The organism is Clostridia bacterium, assembly GCA_012840125.1.
In the GTDB taxonomy this organism is placed as follows: Bacteria; Bacillota; DULZ01; order DULZ01; family DULZ01; genus DULZ01.
Map to the genome: position 1 here is coordinate 28,683 of DULZ01000010.1, position 15,578 is coordinate 44,260.

At 52.9% G+C, this 15,578-nt stretch carries 22 protein-coding genes and 1 riboswitch; of the genes, 16 read left to right on the plus strand and 6 right to left on the minus strand.

Features of this window, described 5'->3' with window-relative positions; all coding sequences use genetic code 11:
• Positions 1 to 7: 7 nt before the first annotated feature.
• From argB to argF, 3 genes are all read left to right on the plus strand, one after another.
• Complete coding sequence (gene argB, locus GXX34_01335; protein ID HHW06170.1) at positions 8 to 868, plus strand: acetylglutamate kinase; 861 nt, start codon at positions 8 to 10, stop codon at positions 866 to 868.
• 156 nt (positions 869 to 1,024) lie between these two features.
• A complete protein-coding gene (locus GXX34_01340) occupies positions 1,025 to 2,227 on the plus strand; it encodes an acetylornithine transaminase (GenBank protein ID HHW06171.1) in 1,203 nt (400 codons plus the stop codon).
• Between the two features lie 6 nt (positions 2,228 to 2,233).
• Complete coding sequence (argF, locus tag GXX34_01345) at positions 2,234 to 3,187, plus strand: ornithine carbamoyltransferase (protein ID HHW06172.1); 954 nt, start codon at positions 2,234 to 2,236, stop codon at positions 3,185 to 3,187.
• A 143-nt stretch (positions 3,188 to 3,330) separates the two neighbouring features.
• Here argF and GXX34_01350 read toward each other — a convergent pair whose 3' ends face one another.
• From GXX34_01350 to thiT, 3 genes are all read right to left on the minus strand, one after another.
• Positions 3,331 to 3,735: a HicB family protein gene (locus GXX34_01350; protein HHW06173.1), complete on the minus strand. Its 405-nt coding sequence runs from the start codon at positions 3,733 to 3,735 to the stop codon at positions 3,331 to 3,333.
• Between the two features lie 57 nt (positions 3,736 to 3,792).
• Positions 3,793 to 3,981: a type II toxin-antitoxin system HicA family toxin gene (locus tag GXX34_01355; protein ID HHW06174.1), complete on the minus strand. Its 189-nt coding sequence runs from the start codon at positions 3,979 to 3,981 to the stop codon at positions 3,793 to 3,795.
• Positions 3,982 to 4,657: 676 nt separating this feature from the next.
• On the minus strand, positions 4,658 to 5,341 hold the full coding sequence (thiT, locus tag GXX34_01360; GenBank protein HHW06175.1) for an energy-coupled thiamine transporter ThiT: 684 nt from the start codon (positions 5,339 to 5,341) through the stop codon (positions 4,658 to 4,660).
• Positions 5,342 to 5,396: 55 nt separating this feature from the next.
• Positions 5,397 to 5,501: riboswitch (TPP riboswitch) on the minus strand.
• Positions 5,502 to 5,709: 208 nt separating this feature from the next.
• On the opposite strand from thiT, the gene GXX34_01365 reads away from it, so the two are divergent.
• From GXX34_01365 to GXX34_01395, 7 genes are all read left to right on the plus strand, one after another.
• Positions 5,710 to 6,171: a hypothetical protein gene (locus tag GXX34_01365; GenBank protein ID HHW06176.1), complete on the plus strand. Its 462-nt coding sequence runs from the start codon at positions 5,710 to 5,712 to the stop codon at positions 6,169 to 6,171.
• Positions 6,172 to 6,333: 162 nt separating this feature from the next.
• The gene (locus tag GXX34_01370) at positions 6,334 to 6,876 is read left to right on the plus strand and encodes an isochorismatase family protein (protein ID HHW06177.1); all 543 of its coding nucleotides are present in this window, start codon (positions 6,334 to 6,336) and stop codon (positions 6,874 to 6,876) included.
• A gap of 115 nt (positions 6,877 to 6,991) precedes the next feature.
• Positions 6,992 to 7,210, plus strand: a complete 219-nt coding sequence (locus GXX34_01375) for a hypothetical protein (protein ID HHW06178.1) — start codon at positions 6,992 to 6,994, stop codon at positions 7,208 to 7,210.
• A complete protein-coding gene (locus GXX34_01380) occupies positions 7,210 to 7,512 on the plus strand; it encodes a spore coat protein (GenBank protein ID HHW06179.1) in 303 nt (100 codons plus the stop codon). Before GXX34_01375 ends, GXX34_01380 begins: the two co-directional genes overlap by 1 nt.
• A gap of 102 nt (positions 7,513 to 7,614) precedes the next feature.
• The gene (locus tag GXX34_01385) at positions 7,615 to 7,893 is read left to right on the plus strand and encodes a hypothetical protein (GenBank protein HHW06180.1); all 279 of its coding nucleotides are present in this window, start codon (positions 7,615 to 7,617) and stop codon (positions 7,891 to 7,893) included.
• 16 nt (positions 7,894 to 7,909) lie between these two features.
• On the plus strand, positions 7,910 to 8,257 hold the full coding sequence (locus GXX34_01390; GenBank protein HHW06181.1) for a cupin domain-containing protein: 348 nt from the start codon (positions 7,910 to 7,912) through the stop codon (positions 8,255 to 8,257).
• Positions 8,258 to 8,381: 124 nt separating this feature from the next.
• Positions 8,382 to 8,711 carry a hypothetical protein gene (locus tag GXX34_01395; GenBank protein HHW06182.1) on the plus strand — a complete coding sequence of 110 codons (330 nt, stop codon included), beginning with the start codon at positions 8,382 to 8,384 and terminating at the stop codon, positions 8,709 to 8,711.
• Positions 8,712 to 8,951: 240 nt separating this feature from the next.
• On the opposite strand, the gene GXX34_01400 is transcribed toward GXX34_01395, so the two are convergent.
• The 3 genes from GXX34_01400 to GXX34_01410 form a co-directional block, all read right to left on the minus strand.
• Positions 8,952 to 9,620, minus strand: a complete 669-nt coding sequence (locus tag GXX34_01400; protein HHW06183.1) for an SOS response-associated peptidase — start codon at positions 9,618 to 9,620, stop codon at positions 8,952 to 8,954.
• A gap of 5 nt (positions 9,621 to 9,625) precedes the next feature.
• Positions 9,626 to 10,195: a hypothetical protein gene (locus GXX34_01405; protein ID HHW06184.1), complete on the minus strand. Its 570-nt coding sequence runs from the start codon at positions 10,193 to 10,195 to the stop codon at positions 9,626 to 9,628.
• A gap of 111 nt (positions 10,196 to 10,306) precedes the next feature.
• Positions 10,307 to 10,513: a hypothetical protein gene (locus tag GXX34_01410; protein ID HHW06185.1), complete on the minus strand. Its 207-nt coding sequence runs from the start codon at positions 10,511 to 10,513 to the stop codon at positions 10,307 to 10,309.
• A gap of 272 nt (positions 10,514 to 10,785) precedes the next feature.
• Here GXX34_01410 and cysK point away from each other — a divergent pair, with 272 nt between their 5' ends.
• The 6 genes from cysK to GXX34_01440 form a co-directional block, all read left to right on the plus strand.
• Complete coding sequence (gene cysK, locus GXX34_01415) at positions 10,786 to 11,706, plus strand: cysteine synthase A (protein ID HHW06186.1); 921 nt, start codon at positions 10,786 to 10,788, stop codon at positions 11,704 to 11,706.
• Between the two features lie 158 nt (positions 11,707 to 11,864).
• Complete coding sequence (locus GXX34_01420) at positions 11,865 to 12,239, plus strand: GntR family transcriptional regulator (GenBank protein HHW06187.1); 375 nt, start codon at positions 11,865 to 11,867, stop codon at positions 12,237 to 12,239.
• Positions 12,240 to 12,241: 2 nt separating this feature from the next.
• Positions 12,242 to 13,120 carry an ABC transporter ATP-binding protein gene (locus tag GXX34_01425; GenBank protein HHW06188.1) on the plus strand — a complete coding sequence of 293 codons (879 nt, stop codon included), beginning with the start codon at positions 12,242 to 12,244 and terminating at the stop codon, positions 13,118 to 13,120.
• Positions 13,101 to 13,754 carry an ABC-2 transporter permease gene (locus GXX34_01430; protein HHW06189.1) on the plus strand — a complete coding sequence of 218 codons (654 nt, stop codon included), beginning with the start codon at positions 13,101 to 13,103 and terminating at the stop codon, positions 13,752 to 13,754. The genes GXX34_01425 and GXX34_01430 overlap by 20 nt, the downstream gene beginning before the upstream one ends.
• Positions 13,755 to 13,904: 150 nt before the next feature.
• Entirely contained in the window at positions 13,905 to 15,179 is a 1,275-nt protein-coding gene (locus tag GXX34_01435) for a hypothetical protein (protein HHW06190.1), read from the plus strand.
• 149 nt (positions 15,180 to 15,328) lie between these two features.
• Positions 15,329 to 15,578 (plus strand): indolepyruvate ferredoxin oxidoreductase subunit alpha (locus GXX34_01440; protein ID HHW06191.1); only part of this gene is annotated, 250 nt, incomplete at its 3' end.

The window sequence follows — 15,578 nt, forward strand, 5'->3', positions numbered from 1 at the left end:
ATTGGCGCTGGTACTGACAGCTCTGGAAAAGGCGGGCATTTTGGTGGAAGCCCTGCCCTATATTAAGAAATTCCACGGGAAGACCATCGTCATCAAATACGGCGGCCATGCCATGTTGAACAATGAATTAAAAGAAGCGGTCATACAAGATGTAATTTTGATGAAGCTGGTAGGGATGCACCCCGTACTGGTGCACGGCGGGGGCCCGGAAATCAACGACATGCTGAAGCGGCTGGGTATAAAATCTTCCTTTGTGCAGGGACTGCGGGTAACCGATGAGGAAACCATGGCCATTGTGGAGATGGTTCTCGTGGGCAAGGTCAACAAGGAGATTGTGGCCCTCATTAACCACCTGGGCGGTAAGGCCGTCGGTTTCAGCGGGCAGGACGGCAACCTCATTCAAGCCGTCAAGCGGAGCGGCGAAATAGACCTGGGCTATGTAGGCGATGTGAAGGCCATCAACCCGGAAGTTGTCCACACGGTGATTGCCCAGGGATACATCCCGGTCATCGCCCCCACGGGTATCGGGGAGGACGGGAAACCCTATAACATCAACGCCGATTACGTGGCCGGTGAACTGGCCGCCGCTTTGAAGGCGGATAAACTGATCCTGCTTACCGATGTGGAAGGCATCTTTGCCGATTACGAGGATAAGTCCACCCTGATTTCCTCCCTCCACATTGATGAAGTGGAAGAACTTATCACCCGGGGCATCATCGCCGGGGGCATGATCCCGAAAGTGGAGTGCTGCGTGAAAGCGCTGAAAGCGGGGGTGGCGAAAACCCACATTATTGACGGCCGTTTGCCCCATTCCATCCTGTTGGAGATCTTTACTGATGAGGGGATTGGCACGGAAGTGGTGCAATAAAAGGTGGTTGTTGCCGGCGGTAGGTCCGGGAGCCTCAATGAAGAGCGGTTTGCCCCTATCTGGCGGCTGTCTTGGCCAGCCGGGAGAAGCGAAATGAAAACTGCCGTACCCGGCCACCAGCGCCGGACGACCGTTGACCGGTAATGGAGGTGTATCATGAACAACGAGAGTATTATCGCAGCCGGAAAGCAATACGTGATGAACACATACGGGCGGCTGCCGTTAGCCCTGGTCAAGGGGGAAGGGGCCAGGGTTTGGGATGCGGACGGGAAGGTATATTTGGATTTTGTCTCCGGGTTGGCCGTCAACTCCCTGGGACATGGCCACCCGGCCCTGGTGCAAGCCATTCAGGAGCAGGCAGCCCAGCTTATTCACGTGTCTAATTTGTACTGGATTAAACCCCAGGTAGAGCTTGCTAAACTGCTGGTGGAAAACTCCTGCTTCGACAAAGTGTTTTTCTGCAACAGCGGGGCCGAAGCCAACGAAGGTGCCATAAAACTGGCCCGCAAGTATGCCAAAAAGCACCTGGGCGAAGACAAGTTTGAAATCATCACCATGAAGAAGTCATTCCACGGCCGGACCCTGGCCACCTTGACGGCCACGGGCCAGGAAAAATTCCATCAAGGCTACAGCCCGCTGCCGCCTGGTTTTAAATATGTGCCCTTCAATGACCTGCAAGCTTTGGCGGAGGCCATAAGTCCCAACACCTGTGCCGTGATGCTGGAGCCCATTCAAGGGGAGGGCGGGGTCTACCCGGCGGAGCAGGAGTACTTGCAAGCCGTGCGCCGGTGGTGTGATGAGAAAGGATTGCTTCTGATTTTTGATGAAGTCCAGACCGGCGTGGGCAGGAGCGGTGAACTGTTTGCCTATCAGACCTACGGGGTAGAACCAGACATCATGACCCTGGCGAAGGGATTGGCCGGCGGTGTCCCCATCGGGGCTTTGCTGGCTAAGGAGCAAGTGGCGGCGGCTTTCCAGCCGGGAGATCATGCTTCCACCTTTGGCGGCAATCCCTTGGCGACGGCTTCCGGCGTGGCCGTCTTGAAGACAATCCTGGCGGACGGCTTTTTGCCCGGCGTTAAAGAAATGAGCAGTTATTTTTTCAGTAAACTCAACGAACTGCAAACCAAATATCCCGTCGTGAAAGAAGTCCGGGGTAAGGGCCTGTTAATCGGGGTGGAGCTGCACATTCCCGCCGCCGGTGTAGTCAGCGCCTGCCGTGAAAAGGGGCTGCTGGTCAACGGCGTAGGCGAGAAAACCTTACGCTTCTTGCCGCCGCTCATTATAACCAAGGCGGATGTGGATGAGGCCGTCGCTATCCTGGATGAAGCCCTGTGCCAGGCATGCCTAGAAGATTAAGGAGGGATGACTATGTTGGTGGAAATGAACAAGAAATTCAAGGGACGGGATTTCCTGTCGCTGAAGGATTACACACCGGAGGAAATCAATTATCTCCTGGATGTGGCCGGGGACTTGAAATACAAGCAGAAAAACGGTATTCCCCACCGGTACCTGGCGGGAAAAACCCTGGGTATGATTTTCCAGAAAAACTCCACCCGGACGAGGGTTTCTTTTGAAGTAGGGATGTACCAGTTGGGCGGCATGGCTCTGTTCCTTTCCGCCAATGACCTGCAGCTGGGCCGGGGGGAAACCATCAAGGATACAGCCTTGACTCTGTCCCGCTACCTGGACGGCATCATGATCCGGACTTACAGCCATGACGAGGTGGTGGAACTGGCCCAGCATGCCACCATCCCGGTCATTAACGGTTTGACGGACCTGCTGCACCCGTGTCAAGTCCTGGCGGATTTGATGACCATCCAGGAGCATAAGGGCCGTTTGGCCGGTTTGAAGATGACCTATATCGGCGACGGTAACAACATGGCCCATTCCCTCATGTACGGCGGGGCCAAGATGGGCATGCATGTGGTGATTGCTTGCCCGGCCGGTTACACACCCAAGGAGGAAATAGTCCAAGAAGCCACCCAGATAGCGGCCGCCACCGGCGGGAGTATCACCGTCACCCATGACATCCAAGGTGCGGCCCAAGATGCGGACGTGTTCTACACCGACGTCTGGGCCAGTATGGGCCATGAAAAACAAGTAGAAGAGAGAAAAAGGGCCTTTGCTTCCTTTCAGGTGAACACCGAATTGCTGAAACTGGCCAAACCCGATGTGATCGTGCTGCACTGCCTGCCGGCCCACCGCGGGGAAGAGATCACCGATGAAGTCATCGACGGGCCCCATTCCGTGGTCTTTGACGAAGCGGAAAACCGGCTCCATGCCCAGAAAGCCATCATGGCCCTGTTGATGGCCTAAAAGAAAAGGATACCGGGATTATCCCTGGTATCCTCCGGAACGCTGACAAACTGTCGTTGGGCGTTTGGTTTTCAGCGCCGGCTGCAGTCCGAGAGCCCTAGGGCTCTTTTTTTTGCAGAAAAGACGGCCTTGCCGGCATTAGTCTAATATTTAGGTTCACGGATGCCTAAGTAAGCCTTTAAAGCGTCCTGCAGTATGGCCGAGAAGTTGACGTTGGCGGCTTCAGCTTCTTCGTTTAACCAGGCAGGAATTGACAGAGTCTTTTTGACTGCCTTGGAGTTCTTACGACGCCGGTAAGCCTGCATATCTACATCAATTATCGTGACGAATTCGCCATCCTTTAGACTGATTTCATTAGGTTTTGAAGGAGTTGGAATAGGCTGTTTTTCGTCCAGAAGATAATCGAGCCAAGTTGCTAAAGCATCACGGGCCATATAGATTGCTTCGGCCATATCCCTACCCTGGCTATTGGTTCCAGGCAAATCAGGAAAACGGATTGCATATCCGTAATCACACGGCGTAAAAACAGCAGGAAAGACATATACCATGGTTTGATACCTCCTCGCTTACATATTGCTTTTATGTTGTATCCCCAAGACCGGGGCTTATTTCAGCCCCGCGTCTTTTAGAATCTGCTTGGCAGTGACTTCGTTTATTTCTCTGTGTCTTGGGACTTGGACCAAAATCCTTTCGCCGGGTGGGTTGTCGTGCCTGTAGATATCGTGATCGTGCCCGTGTCTGACCAGGTACCATCCGGCAGCCCTGAGTTTCTTTATTAAGTCCCGTCTCTTCATCTATCTATCACCATCTTGGGTAACCTGCTGAATTCATTATAATACGTAAAATACGTAACATCAAGACATGTCGAGAAAAAAGTATTTATTAGTGCACGGTTCTTTTTACTTTTCAGGGGAGTTATTCCTTTTACAGGATTGCGGAAGGTGAAATGGGGGTTTTTGTGGTTAAGGACAAGAAATGTACAAAATGCCAGGGAGAAATGAAGGAAATCTGTAACAAAGGATGTTCTTCTGGTGTAGGAAACGATGGAGCCTAGGGCGGGACAGCTACATTAAGATATATGTGTGAGAACTGTGGTCACATGGAAGAGCACCCGGTCAATCCCAGATTTCACAAGTCAGTAAGGCAAGATCCACCGGGCTCTCTGTCGCTTGTTGACGGACTGTTCCTTAATCGTTCGTTGTAATCGCCGGCTGCGAGGAGCCCTGGTTAGGGATGAGTCCAACAACGGTGGTCGGACTTCGGTCGCCGGTCGTTAAGTGGGCATGTTATCCCTTGGGGTCTTAGTAGCTCTAACGGTTCAACCGAAGGACGACGGAAACACAGCCAGGCCACTGGAGGCTGACGGCCGACCACCGTTAAAGGCTCTTTTACTCTCTTGCTTCTTTCTCCCGGGGAGCCTTGCGATTAACACCGATTACCCTTTTGTCAACAGTCTAAAGGATACCGGGATCATCCCTGGTATCCTTTTGCTACGGTCTCCGATTTCATGGCCCTGATCATATGCCTGATCTGGGGCAGTAAAGACACGGCTAAACAGACCAGGGTTTCCGTGCCGATAATCAATCCGTTGACCAGCAGGGAGTAAATGATCGGGCTCATCCCTTCCGGGGCGTATGACCCGAAGAAGATCACCCCGGATAAAAAACTGGAGAAGAACCGGCCGAAACCTCCCAGCAGGATGCCCCAGCTCGGGTTGCGCGGCGCGAAACCGGCCAGGCCTAAAGCGGCAAAAGCGATGATGTAATCCAGCATCACTTGTACGGGATGGAGAATGTACGGGTCTTGAATGAGCTGCAGCAAGCCGTAAGCGGCACCGGCGGTAATCCCGGCCCGGGGACCGAAAACATAAGCATAGACAAAGATGGGCAGCATGCTGGCCGGGGTGATGGAGCCCCCTTGGGGCCACCGGTACAACCTGATATAGGACAGCACAAAGGCCATGGAGATCAAAAGGCCCCCGTAAACCAGGGCTTTGACGTTGACCTTGGCTTGGGGTTTGGCGGCCAAGCCGAGGACGGACAAGGTCACCAGGCCACCAAGGAGGTACCAAGTGGTGGCGGAGATTTCGGACAAGTCTTGAAAGATGCTGATGACCGTTTCCAAACTACTCACCTCCTCTCCTGCACTTTCCATACCTGTGTCCGGAGAGCAAGGGAGTCAAAAAGCCGTCATGTACATGACGGCCACAGAGCGAGCGGACCCACTTCCCTTCGCTAGTATTACCTAGGTCAGGTTCCAAGGGTCGGCAAGCCGTTGCTTACCCTCTCAGCACGAAGCTCCCCTAGTGGACATCAAGGTAATCTTATGGACTTTTACCAAATTCTAAGACCACTATACTACTGTACCGCGACCTTGTCAACTGAAGGAGAGCCGGGTCTTGTCCAGTCCAGGGTGGCAGAAATGCTTTTGCCGGGATCTCCCGGAACTAATTAATGCCTAATTGCGTCTAAAAAACTGCGCTGTGCAGCAAAAATGTGGTATATTAGGGCAAGGGGTGTATTATGATTGCTTCAATTTCCGTGTTGGTTTTAGTGTTCATTGTCGGGACGGCGTTAGTCCTGGTCATTGCGGCGGCAGTCCGGGCCAGCGCCGCGGAAGGAGGAGATGGCATGATAAAAAGCGTGTATGTCTATCTGGTTTTATTTGCTACCCTGATGATGATTATCGGGGGCAGCGTCAGCGCCTTTATGGCCGTAGCCGATATTGTGGCGCCCACACCTTACTACCAGACTTTTGAAGACTTCCGGCGCTACTCCGTCGATGTGGAGTACAGGGAAGGCTCGGGAGAGGGAACGACGCAGGTTTCCGAGGAAGAGCTGCGGGCCAGGTACGATGCCATGGTGCAGGCTGAAAAAGAGCGCCGTATCAATCAAGCAAAAAACAGCCTCATCAAGAGCTTGGGCTGGATTGTCATTCCCCTGCCTGTGTTCATGTATTTCCAAAGGATGAGGAAAGAAGCCTAGCCGCTAACCGGAGCCCAGCTCCGGTTTTTCATTTCCCGCAAAAGGGACAAGTGGCATCTTGCCATTTAATGGTCAAGAAATATAATTAAACATACAGAAATAACCATATTTCTAGGAGTATTCAAGCTCATCTTCATGGGCTGGTTAAAGGAGGGACAGCTGGTGGAAAAGTTTACATTAAACGCGGCGGAATCCCTGCTGCTGGTAATTGACATCCAGGATCGGTTGGTGGCGGCCATGAGTCACGGTGCACAGGTCATTGAGAAAACCGGTATCTTGCTGCAAGTGGCCAAGAAACTGAACATCCCGGCCATCGTGACGGAGCAATATCCCAAAGGCTTGGGCCGTACCGTAGCTGAACTGCCCATTCAGGAGGCCAAGGTTTTCGAGAAGATTACCTTTACCGGTTACACCCCGGAAGTGGCGGAAGCTTTGCGGGAAGCCAACCGGAAAAAGATCATCGTCACCGGCATGGAAACCCACGTTTGCGTTTTCCAGACGGTGCGGGACCTGCTGCAGCACGGCTACCAGGTCTTTGTGGTGGAAGATGCCGTGTGTTCCCGTTGGAAAATGAACTTCAAAAGCGGCATTTCTTTAATGGCCGCCATGGGTGCCGTTATTACCAACACGGAAACCGTATTCTTTGATCTAATGAAAAAAGCCGGCACGCCTGAGTTTAAAGAGCTTTCCAAGTTAATTAAATAAAGAAGGGCGGCTGTACCTTTACTTGTGCGGTCTTGGGAAGAGTTGCCGGGATAGGGCCGGAGATTATGGGCAAAATAACGAAAAACACCATCATTTGATAAGGGAGGTATTCTGCTTGCGGAAAATCACTCCGGCGGAAATGCTGCAGCTGCGGGAACTCCTGCAGATGGAGATCAATGCCTTAGCGAAGGCCAAGACCGTACATCCCCTAGTGGAAGATGAAGAATTGAAAACACAAATTGCTTCCGGCATTCAAGCCAGTGAAGCGAGGATCAAAGGCATCCAGCAATTCTTAACGGAACATCAACTGGTGGAAGTGGAGGTACAGCACTAATGGTATCGTTGCTGCAAAGTATGATGGGTGGTGCCGGTTTCAAAATGAACGACCAGGTCATCGCCAACGATGCCCTGATGGGATTAAAAGGAGGGGCAGTGGCGTACTTAGGCGCCATTCTGGAATCGGCTACTCCGGAAGTAAGACGGTTGTACTCGGAATACCTGACCCAGATGATCATGGCCCACGAGGCGATGACCACCTTGGCGGTGAAGAAAGGCTGGTACCAGCCGTATCTTTCCGCCGGTGAACAACTGAAAGTCACTTACCAGCAGGCGGAATGGGTCCTCAATACCCAGTAGAAAACGGCTTTCCGGCCGTTTTTTTTATGGAGGGCTTTTGCTCTGTCAAGCAAAACTGGTACAATAAATACGGGTAATACTTAACGGAAAGGGCTGAAGGTTTTGACTAATCCGTGTGGTACCACTAAGGCTAATATCTTTGAAAAAGAAGAGGTCAACGGTCTTACCGTTTACTTCGGGTCCGGAGTAAACCCGGTCAATTCCCCGGCCCAGTTTTTTGTCGCGTGGGGCAGCCAGGTGCTGGCCCACGGCTTAATCCCTACGTATAACAAGGACACGCAAGCAGAAGGCCACCTGTGGTTTGTGGATGAAGATGAGGCGGAAGCTAAATACCGGGCCCTGGTGGCGGCCGCCGGAGGAAGCTCATCCACTAATAAATAGGGGAGGAGTATGGACGATGATTGTTGGGCGCAGCAAGGATGTTACTGGGATGACACTGCAAGGGGAAGGCATCCACAAAGTGGTGAAAAAGGTGCTGGTATCCCCTAAGGAAGGCTGGGAGGGCTGGGTGATGCGGCTCTTTGAGTTGGGCGCCGGCGGGTATACTCCCAAGCATGCCCATCCCTGGCCTCATATCAACTGGATTGCCGGGGGCAGGGGCACCCTTTACCTGGAAGGTAAAGAATACGAGATCCGTGCCGGGGATTATGCTTATGTTCCCAGCAACGCCCTGCATAGATTTAAAGCGGCGGAAGACAGCGAGTTGAGTTTTGTCTGCATTGTACCGGAAGAAGGAGACGTGTAAAGCAGATGTCCCGCGAGTGGTCGCGGGATTTTTTGTGCCTTGTTGGTTTTCGCCGGGAGCAATCGAGAATCGAGCAGGAAATAACCTGTATGGATAGAAAAATAATCCATGAGCAGAACAAAGTATGATGGCGGCCACTTGGGCCGCAACGGCGCCGGCCCTGTGGAGCGCGGCGAAAAGGGGATTGAGGAGAATGGATCTGTTTCCTTACGTAATATGGGCTATGGTGGGTTTGGGATTCATCTATTACTTCAGGCAGGTGAAGACCGCCTCGCCAGAACGGCGCGACCGGATCCGGGACTTGCTGGTGGTAGGAGCCATGACGGCCGTTACCCCTTTCTTTACGGAGGCTAAAGGATGGGCATTTAACATGAAAGTCACCGGGGGCCTAATCTTTGCCTACGGCTGGGTTCTGCTTGTCATTGACCGGTTTAAAGCCGGGTATAAAGAATAATGCGCCCCAGGATGTAAGGAGAAAAAACTTATTTGGCAAAGAGGAGGTCAAAACATGGCGGTGGGGCCCTTTGAACTCGTATTCACCCTTGTGTTTTGCGGGGCGATAATTTATGGGCACAAGGGGGTGTTCAGGCGCAGCGAGAATTAGGCCGCCAACCTGGGCTGTGGCGGTCTTGCTGAACCTGCCGCGGGTGCCCGGTGCATACTTTGGCATGGACAGGGAAATGGTGAGTGGGAATTATCCGGTCTCAACGGCCTGAATACACTCCGGTATATCATTCGCCGGGCTATTTACCAGCCTTGATACCGGGTACATGGTCATTTCCCCTGCCGGGTAGGGGACAAGCAGCGACTTCAATACCAAGGGTTCAGTGACGCTGTTATCCAGCCAGAGCTGTTCCGCCTCCCGGGTCAGGATGACGGGCATTCTATTGTGTACTTGCCGGGTCAGCTCATTGGGCGTAGTAGTAATGATGGTGCAGCTTCTAATGGCATCTCCCTCCGGAGAAAGCCACTCATCCCATAAACCGGCTAAGGAAAAGATGCCGTGGTCTTTCTTAATGAATCTCACAGGCACCTTTTGACCGTTGGCCTTCCATTCGTAGAAGCCGTCCGCGGGGATCAAGCACCGTCTTCTTCTCAGCAAGCGGGCAAAGGACGGCTTGACATCCACCGTTTCCGCCCGGGCATTGATCAGCTTATTGCCGATGGACTTATCCTTGGCCCAGGATGGGATTAAACCCCATTTCAACATCGCCGGCTCCTTTCGTCCTTGTTTATTGACGATGGCTAAGATGTCCTGGGACGGGGCGATGTTGTAACGCGGTTGATGGTCAAATCCCTTGTCCAGCCCGTAATGCTCCACGATTAACTTCATGTCTTTGGTCAGGGTAAAACGCCCGCACATGGTGGTTACCTCCCCTTGACTTTGATGATAGGAGCTTCTCGCCATACAGGTCTTTCCGGTGTATACTCCAACTGCCCAAAGCGCCCTTCAGGGATGTTTTGTCCCAGGAATTCGTACAGTTCTTGCACGGCCAAGGAGTATTTTGCCTGCCGGTTGGTGCGCCCGGCATCGAAAATGTTGGAGTACAAAGGGGCTAATGTGTCGCAGTTCTCTTTCACAAAAGCTTGCCTGTCCTTAGTTTGCATGTCACCTAAGAGCATAATACAGGCATGATCCAGCATAAATTCAACGTCTGAGGTATAACCGGCCGATCGTTCCATATCCATGGTGAATTTGGTGAGCAACATGATGTTTTGGGCCAAGGGATCTATGCCTTCCGGCTCGGTGGCATCCTTGCGGAAATTTCCCGCGATCTGGTTGAGAATATCATAATCTACTTTGGCGGAAGGGATCTGGGATGGAGAAGAATCGGCGGACAGCAGCAGGTATAAATTGGCAATCAAGAGCAGCCCACAGCATACAGACAAAATAAATGTGGCCTTCCGGTAATGGCTAACCCTTTTATCACCCGCCATTGCCTTCCATCCAACCTCCTGTCCCCAAGAAGCTCTCAGTTTGGTTCATTCAATAATTCTAACAATTTCAGGCAATTCCTCCTCTGGATACGGACCACCAACAGCATAACCCTAGGCCCACCTGGCGTCATGGGCCGGCATGATGCACTCCCGGGGCAGGTTGAGAGATATTTCCGGGTAAGGGCACAGGAGACGGGAGGCCTGGTTCCCGGTGCTTTCCGTTTCTAGGACCAGCTTCTGCCTGCATGCCAGAGGATGTTCCCCCGGGGAGACGCTGTGGGAAGGGGTGAGAGCCGGAAGGCCGGTCACGGCGGACACGGTGATGATTGCCGGGAAAAGATTTCCTTTCCATGAGGTTGCCGCCTTTGGCCACTGGCGCTATATTCCCAACCGGCGGTACCTGCCGCCAGGGTTAGGGTTTGCCGCGGGGCCGGCCGGCGGCCGGAGGGTAGGGGCGGCGTTTGAGGTGATGGCGGGAGGGAAAAATAGAAATATGACAAAAAAACGATCCGGTTGGTGTTGACAACACCGGCGGGAGATATTATAATGCAACTAAACATAGTAAATTGATATGAATTGGAGGGTTTTATATGGGTCGGATTTTAAATCATATTGCGGAAGCGATAGGAAAAACTCCTCTAGTCCGGTTGAACCGCATCAATACCACCGAAGCGGAAATCCTGGCCAAGATGGAATATTTCAACCCCGGCGGCAGCGTCAAGGACCGGATTGCCCTGAACATGATTGAGGCGGCGGAACGGGAAGGGAAGATTAACAAGGATACGGTGATTGTGGAGCCGACCAGCGGCAATACCGGCATCGGTTTGGCTTTGGTGGCCGCCGCGAAAGGATATAGACTGGTGATCACCATGCCGGAAACCATGAGCATCGAGCGCCGCAACCTGTTGAAAGCATTTGGCGCGGAAGTAGTCTTAACGCCCGGTTCTGAGGGTATGAGGGGCGCTATCAAGAAAGCGGAGGAACTGCTCCAAGAATACGATAACGCTTTCATGCCCCAGCAGTTTATGAACCCGGCCAACCCGGAAATCCACCGCCTGACCACCGCCGAGGAAATCTGGGAGGACACCGGCGGCCAGGTGGACATCATCGTCGGCGGTGTGGGCACCGGCGGTACCATTACCGGCGTGGGGCAAGTGCTAAAACCGAGGCTGCCGCACCTCAAGATCGTCGCCGTGGAACCGAAAGCTTCCCCGGTGCTGTCCGGCGGCGAACCGGGGCCCCACAAAATCCAAGGTATTGGCGCCGGGTTTGTGCCTCAGGTTTTTGACCGGGAAGTGGTGGATGAGATTATTCAGGTAGCCGACCAGGATGCTTTCGAGACCTCCAGACAGCTGGCACGATTAGAAGGGCTGCTGGTGGGCATTTCCTCCGGGGCCGCCGCTTGGGCCGCTTTGGAAGTGGCCAAACGGGAAGAAAACGCCGGCAAGCGCATTGTGGTGGTCTTGCCGGATACCGGCGAGCGGTACCTGTCTACCCCCCTCTTTCAATAGATGTTCCTAGCGTCACCGGATCCCCGTCAGGCGAGGATGAGCCGGAACAGGCCTCCTCGCCGGCGGGGATTCTTTTATGTCCTATTGACAACAGTGTTCATACTGCATATAATCAATATATACAGTATGAACACACCTAAACATTAAGGGATGGTTCTATGGATTTGGTGATTGTCAATTCCAGTACGGAACCCATTTATGAGCAGATTGCCCGCCAGGTCAAGGCCATGATCATCCAGGGCAAGCTAAAACCGGGGGATCCCCTGCCTTCCATCAGAGGTCTGGCCAAGGAACTGCAGATCAGCGTGATCACCACCAAAAGAGCCTATGATGAACTGGAGAAGGAAGGGCTGATCGTTTCCGTTGGGGGCAAGGGCTCTTTCGTGGCGGAACAAAATGCCGAGTGGCTGCGGGAAAAACGGTTGAAGCTAATTGAAGAGAAATTAGCCGCCGTGGTCCGGGAGGCCAGGCTGGTGGGTCTAAACCTGGCGGAATTGCAGCAAATGCTGGAACTCTTGTATGAGGAGGTTTGAGGGTGGAGCCGATTTTGGAAGTGAAGGGATTGCGGAAGACTTTTCCGGGTTTTGTCTTGCAAGACATTAGCTTTTCCCTGCCCCGGGGTTTCATCATGGGTCTGATCGGCCCTAACGGGTCCGGCAAAAGTACCACCATGAAGTTGATTATGAACCTGCTGAAAAAAGAGGCCGGGGAAGTCAGGATCGGTGGGCGGGACGCGGACCGCCATGCACTGGCCGTCAAGCAAAAAATAGGTTTTGTCTATGACGAGAGCTGTTTTTATGGCGAATTGACCGTAGTGGAGATGAAGAAGATCATCGCCCCTCTTTATCAGGAATGGGATGAAGCCGCCTTTCAAGACTACGCCGGTAGATTTCAACTGCCGACCCGCAAAAAGATTAAGGACCTGTCCAAAGGCACGAAAATGAAATTGGCGCTGGCCCTGGCCCTGTCCCACCGGGCGGAATTGATTATCATGGATGAACCCACCGCCGGCCTGGATCCGGTGATGCGCTCCGAATTGCTGGACGTCTTGCGGGAATTGCTGCAGGATGAGCGCAAAGGTGTCCTGTTCTCTACCCATATCGTGACGGATTTGGACCGGGTGGCGGATTACATCACAATGATTAACAACGGGAAACTGGTCTTCAGTGCCGACAAAGATGCGCTGATGGAAACCTTCGGCCTGGTGAAAGGAGGCCGGGGCCTGTTGACGCCGGAGCTGCGAGAGAAACTCTTGGGTCTCCGGGAAAGCAGTTTCGGCTTTGAAGGTTTGACTATCGATAAAGTTCAGGTGGCAAAGCTGCTCGGGGGACAGGGGGTTATTGAAAAACCTTCCCTTGAGGACATCATGGTTCACCTGGTGAGGGGGCAAGTAGATGCTTACATTAGTGTATAAAGATCTCGTCTGTCAAAAAAGGAATCTTTGGCTGGTCTTCGCTTATGCTGTGCTGATGCATCTTGCCTTCTTCAGCCTGTCCGATTACGGTGCGTATTTAGCCGGGGCCGTGGCCATCACCTATAACTTGGTGACAGGCCAGTGTGCTCAGGAAGAGAACAGTAAAGCGGATATTTTAATCAACAGTCTACCGGTGGGGCGGGACACCGTGGTCAAAGCCAAGTATCTGGCCGCCTGTGCGTTTACATTGCTGGGCTTGTTCGCTTCCGCACTGGTGGGGAGTCTGATCCACTATTTAGGGTTTGACAAGAGCCCCGCCGACCTCCATATTCTGGTGCTCATGGGGGCCGTTTCCGTTTTCTTGTGGTCCGTGTTTTATCCCGTGTATTTCAAATTCGGATATATCAAGGCCCGGTACTACAATCTTATTCTCTTCCTGCTGGTCATGTTCGGTTCCTTCCAATTGGTGGAACGGTTTAGCAATTCTTGGAGCGACGGTTGGGCAGGTTTGGCCACCTCGGCGGCTTCGTCTGACTTCATTCCGGCCGTTCTTTTACTGGGGGTGAGCTTCTTGCTTGGCTCAGTTTCCATGGGTGTTTCTCTTTGGATTTACCGGGGAAGGGAATTCTCTTAATACGGGGGGATGGCAAAATGCTCTTTCATTAGTGTTGCCGGTAATGTATACTGGAAATAGCATGGGCAGGGAGGAGGATTCCAGCGATAAGTCAGGTTTGCAACAGCATGTTTTGACGGTTTAAATGCTACTAACAAAAGGAGGAGAACCATGAGGAAGAGACTGCAACGCGCACTAAGTACAATTCTGGCTGTAGTATTTGTCATGTCTTTAGTTGGAGCTGCCGGAGCCGCCGGGGAATTGAAACTGACGGTGAACGGCGCGGCAGCTGAAGCCGATCTGCTCCTGCAAGATGGTACTACTTTGATTGAATTAGGAAACCTGGAAGCGATCAACGGGGCTGAAGTGCCGGACGCAGCAGCGAAAGCCGTCATCGTAAACGGTAAGAAATATGTACCGCTGCGTGCCGTGGCGGAGTCTCTCGGTTTCACCGTCCACTGGACTCCGGAATCGATTGCCCTGGAGCGGGTGGCACCGGAAACCATCGACGGTATGACCGCCATGGATGTGCTGGTGAAATCCACTCAAGCATCCCAACAGGTGAATACTTACAGCATGGCCGGCACCGTCGATCAGGAAATGGCGATGGAAATGGACGGTGAGGCAGAGGCCGTCAAGATGACCCATGAAATCGTTGGCCAATTCCAGAACGAACCCTTGAAAATGTACATGAAGCAAATCGTTGCCCTGCCGGAAGTCACCCCTGAAGATCTGGATGAGGAAGCGGCAGCCATGCTGGACGGTATGGAAATGGAAATATACCTGGATGAAGAATTCATGTATACCAGGATGCCGGGCCAAGAAGGCTGGTTGAAACAGCCCCACTTCCTGCCGGTGGAACTCCTGAAAGAACAACAGCAGCTTTCCACCGATCCCCTCAAGGCCGCTGAAGAAATGCTGACCATGGGCTATGCACCTAGCTTTGGCAAAAATGTAGTCATGGACGGGCGCGAGTGCTATACCGTCCACGCCACCATTGACATGGCCAAAGCCTTTGAAAGCCAACAAGAAACTCTCCGGCAAGTGATCGGCAGTATCGGCCAAGCGACAGTAAATGAGCTGGGCGGAGAAATGGATCCGGCGATGGCGGAACGTGTAACACAGGCCATCGAGGCGATCACCCAAAAGATCTTAACCGAAGGGATCATGGATTACCGGCTGACCATGTATGTGGATAAAGAAACCTTCCTGCCGGCCGGGATGGATCTCTACCTGGTGATGAAGCTGGACCTGAATGTACAGGAATTGCTCCAATCCCTCGGGGATATCATCGGTGAAGACGTGCCGGAAGAACTGGCCGATATCCAAGGGAACTTCAGACTGGAAACTGTCCAGCAAGGCGAGATACGGGTCTTTGATTACGGGAAAGAGTTCGTCACCCCGGATCTGAGCAATGTCATTGATTTGAATGCTGCGGTAGAATAAGCGATTTTCACGGAGCACCGCCTACGGCGGTGTTCTTTTTTGCCCGGCGAAGGCTTGTCCCCTTGCCAAGACTAGTGTTAGAATGAATGAAGTAGTGTGAAGGCGCAGGTGAAAGGGCCGGAAGAGTATTGATGCGGGGAGGGAAAACCTTGAAAGCATTGTTAACAGGAAACCAGGCAATTGCCCGGGGAGCCTATGAAGCAGGAGTGACGGTCGCCTCTGCCTATCCGGGCACCCCGAGCACGGAAATCATAGAAACGATGGCTGCTTATCCGGAAATCAAGGCCCAGTGGTCCACTAATGAAAAAGTGGCCATGGAAGTGGGAATTGGGGCTTCCATTGGCGGGGCCAGGGCCTTAGTGGCTATGAAGCATGTCGGTGTCAATGTGGCCGCCGACC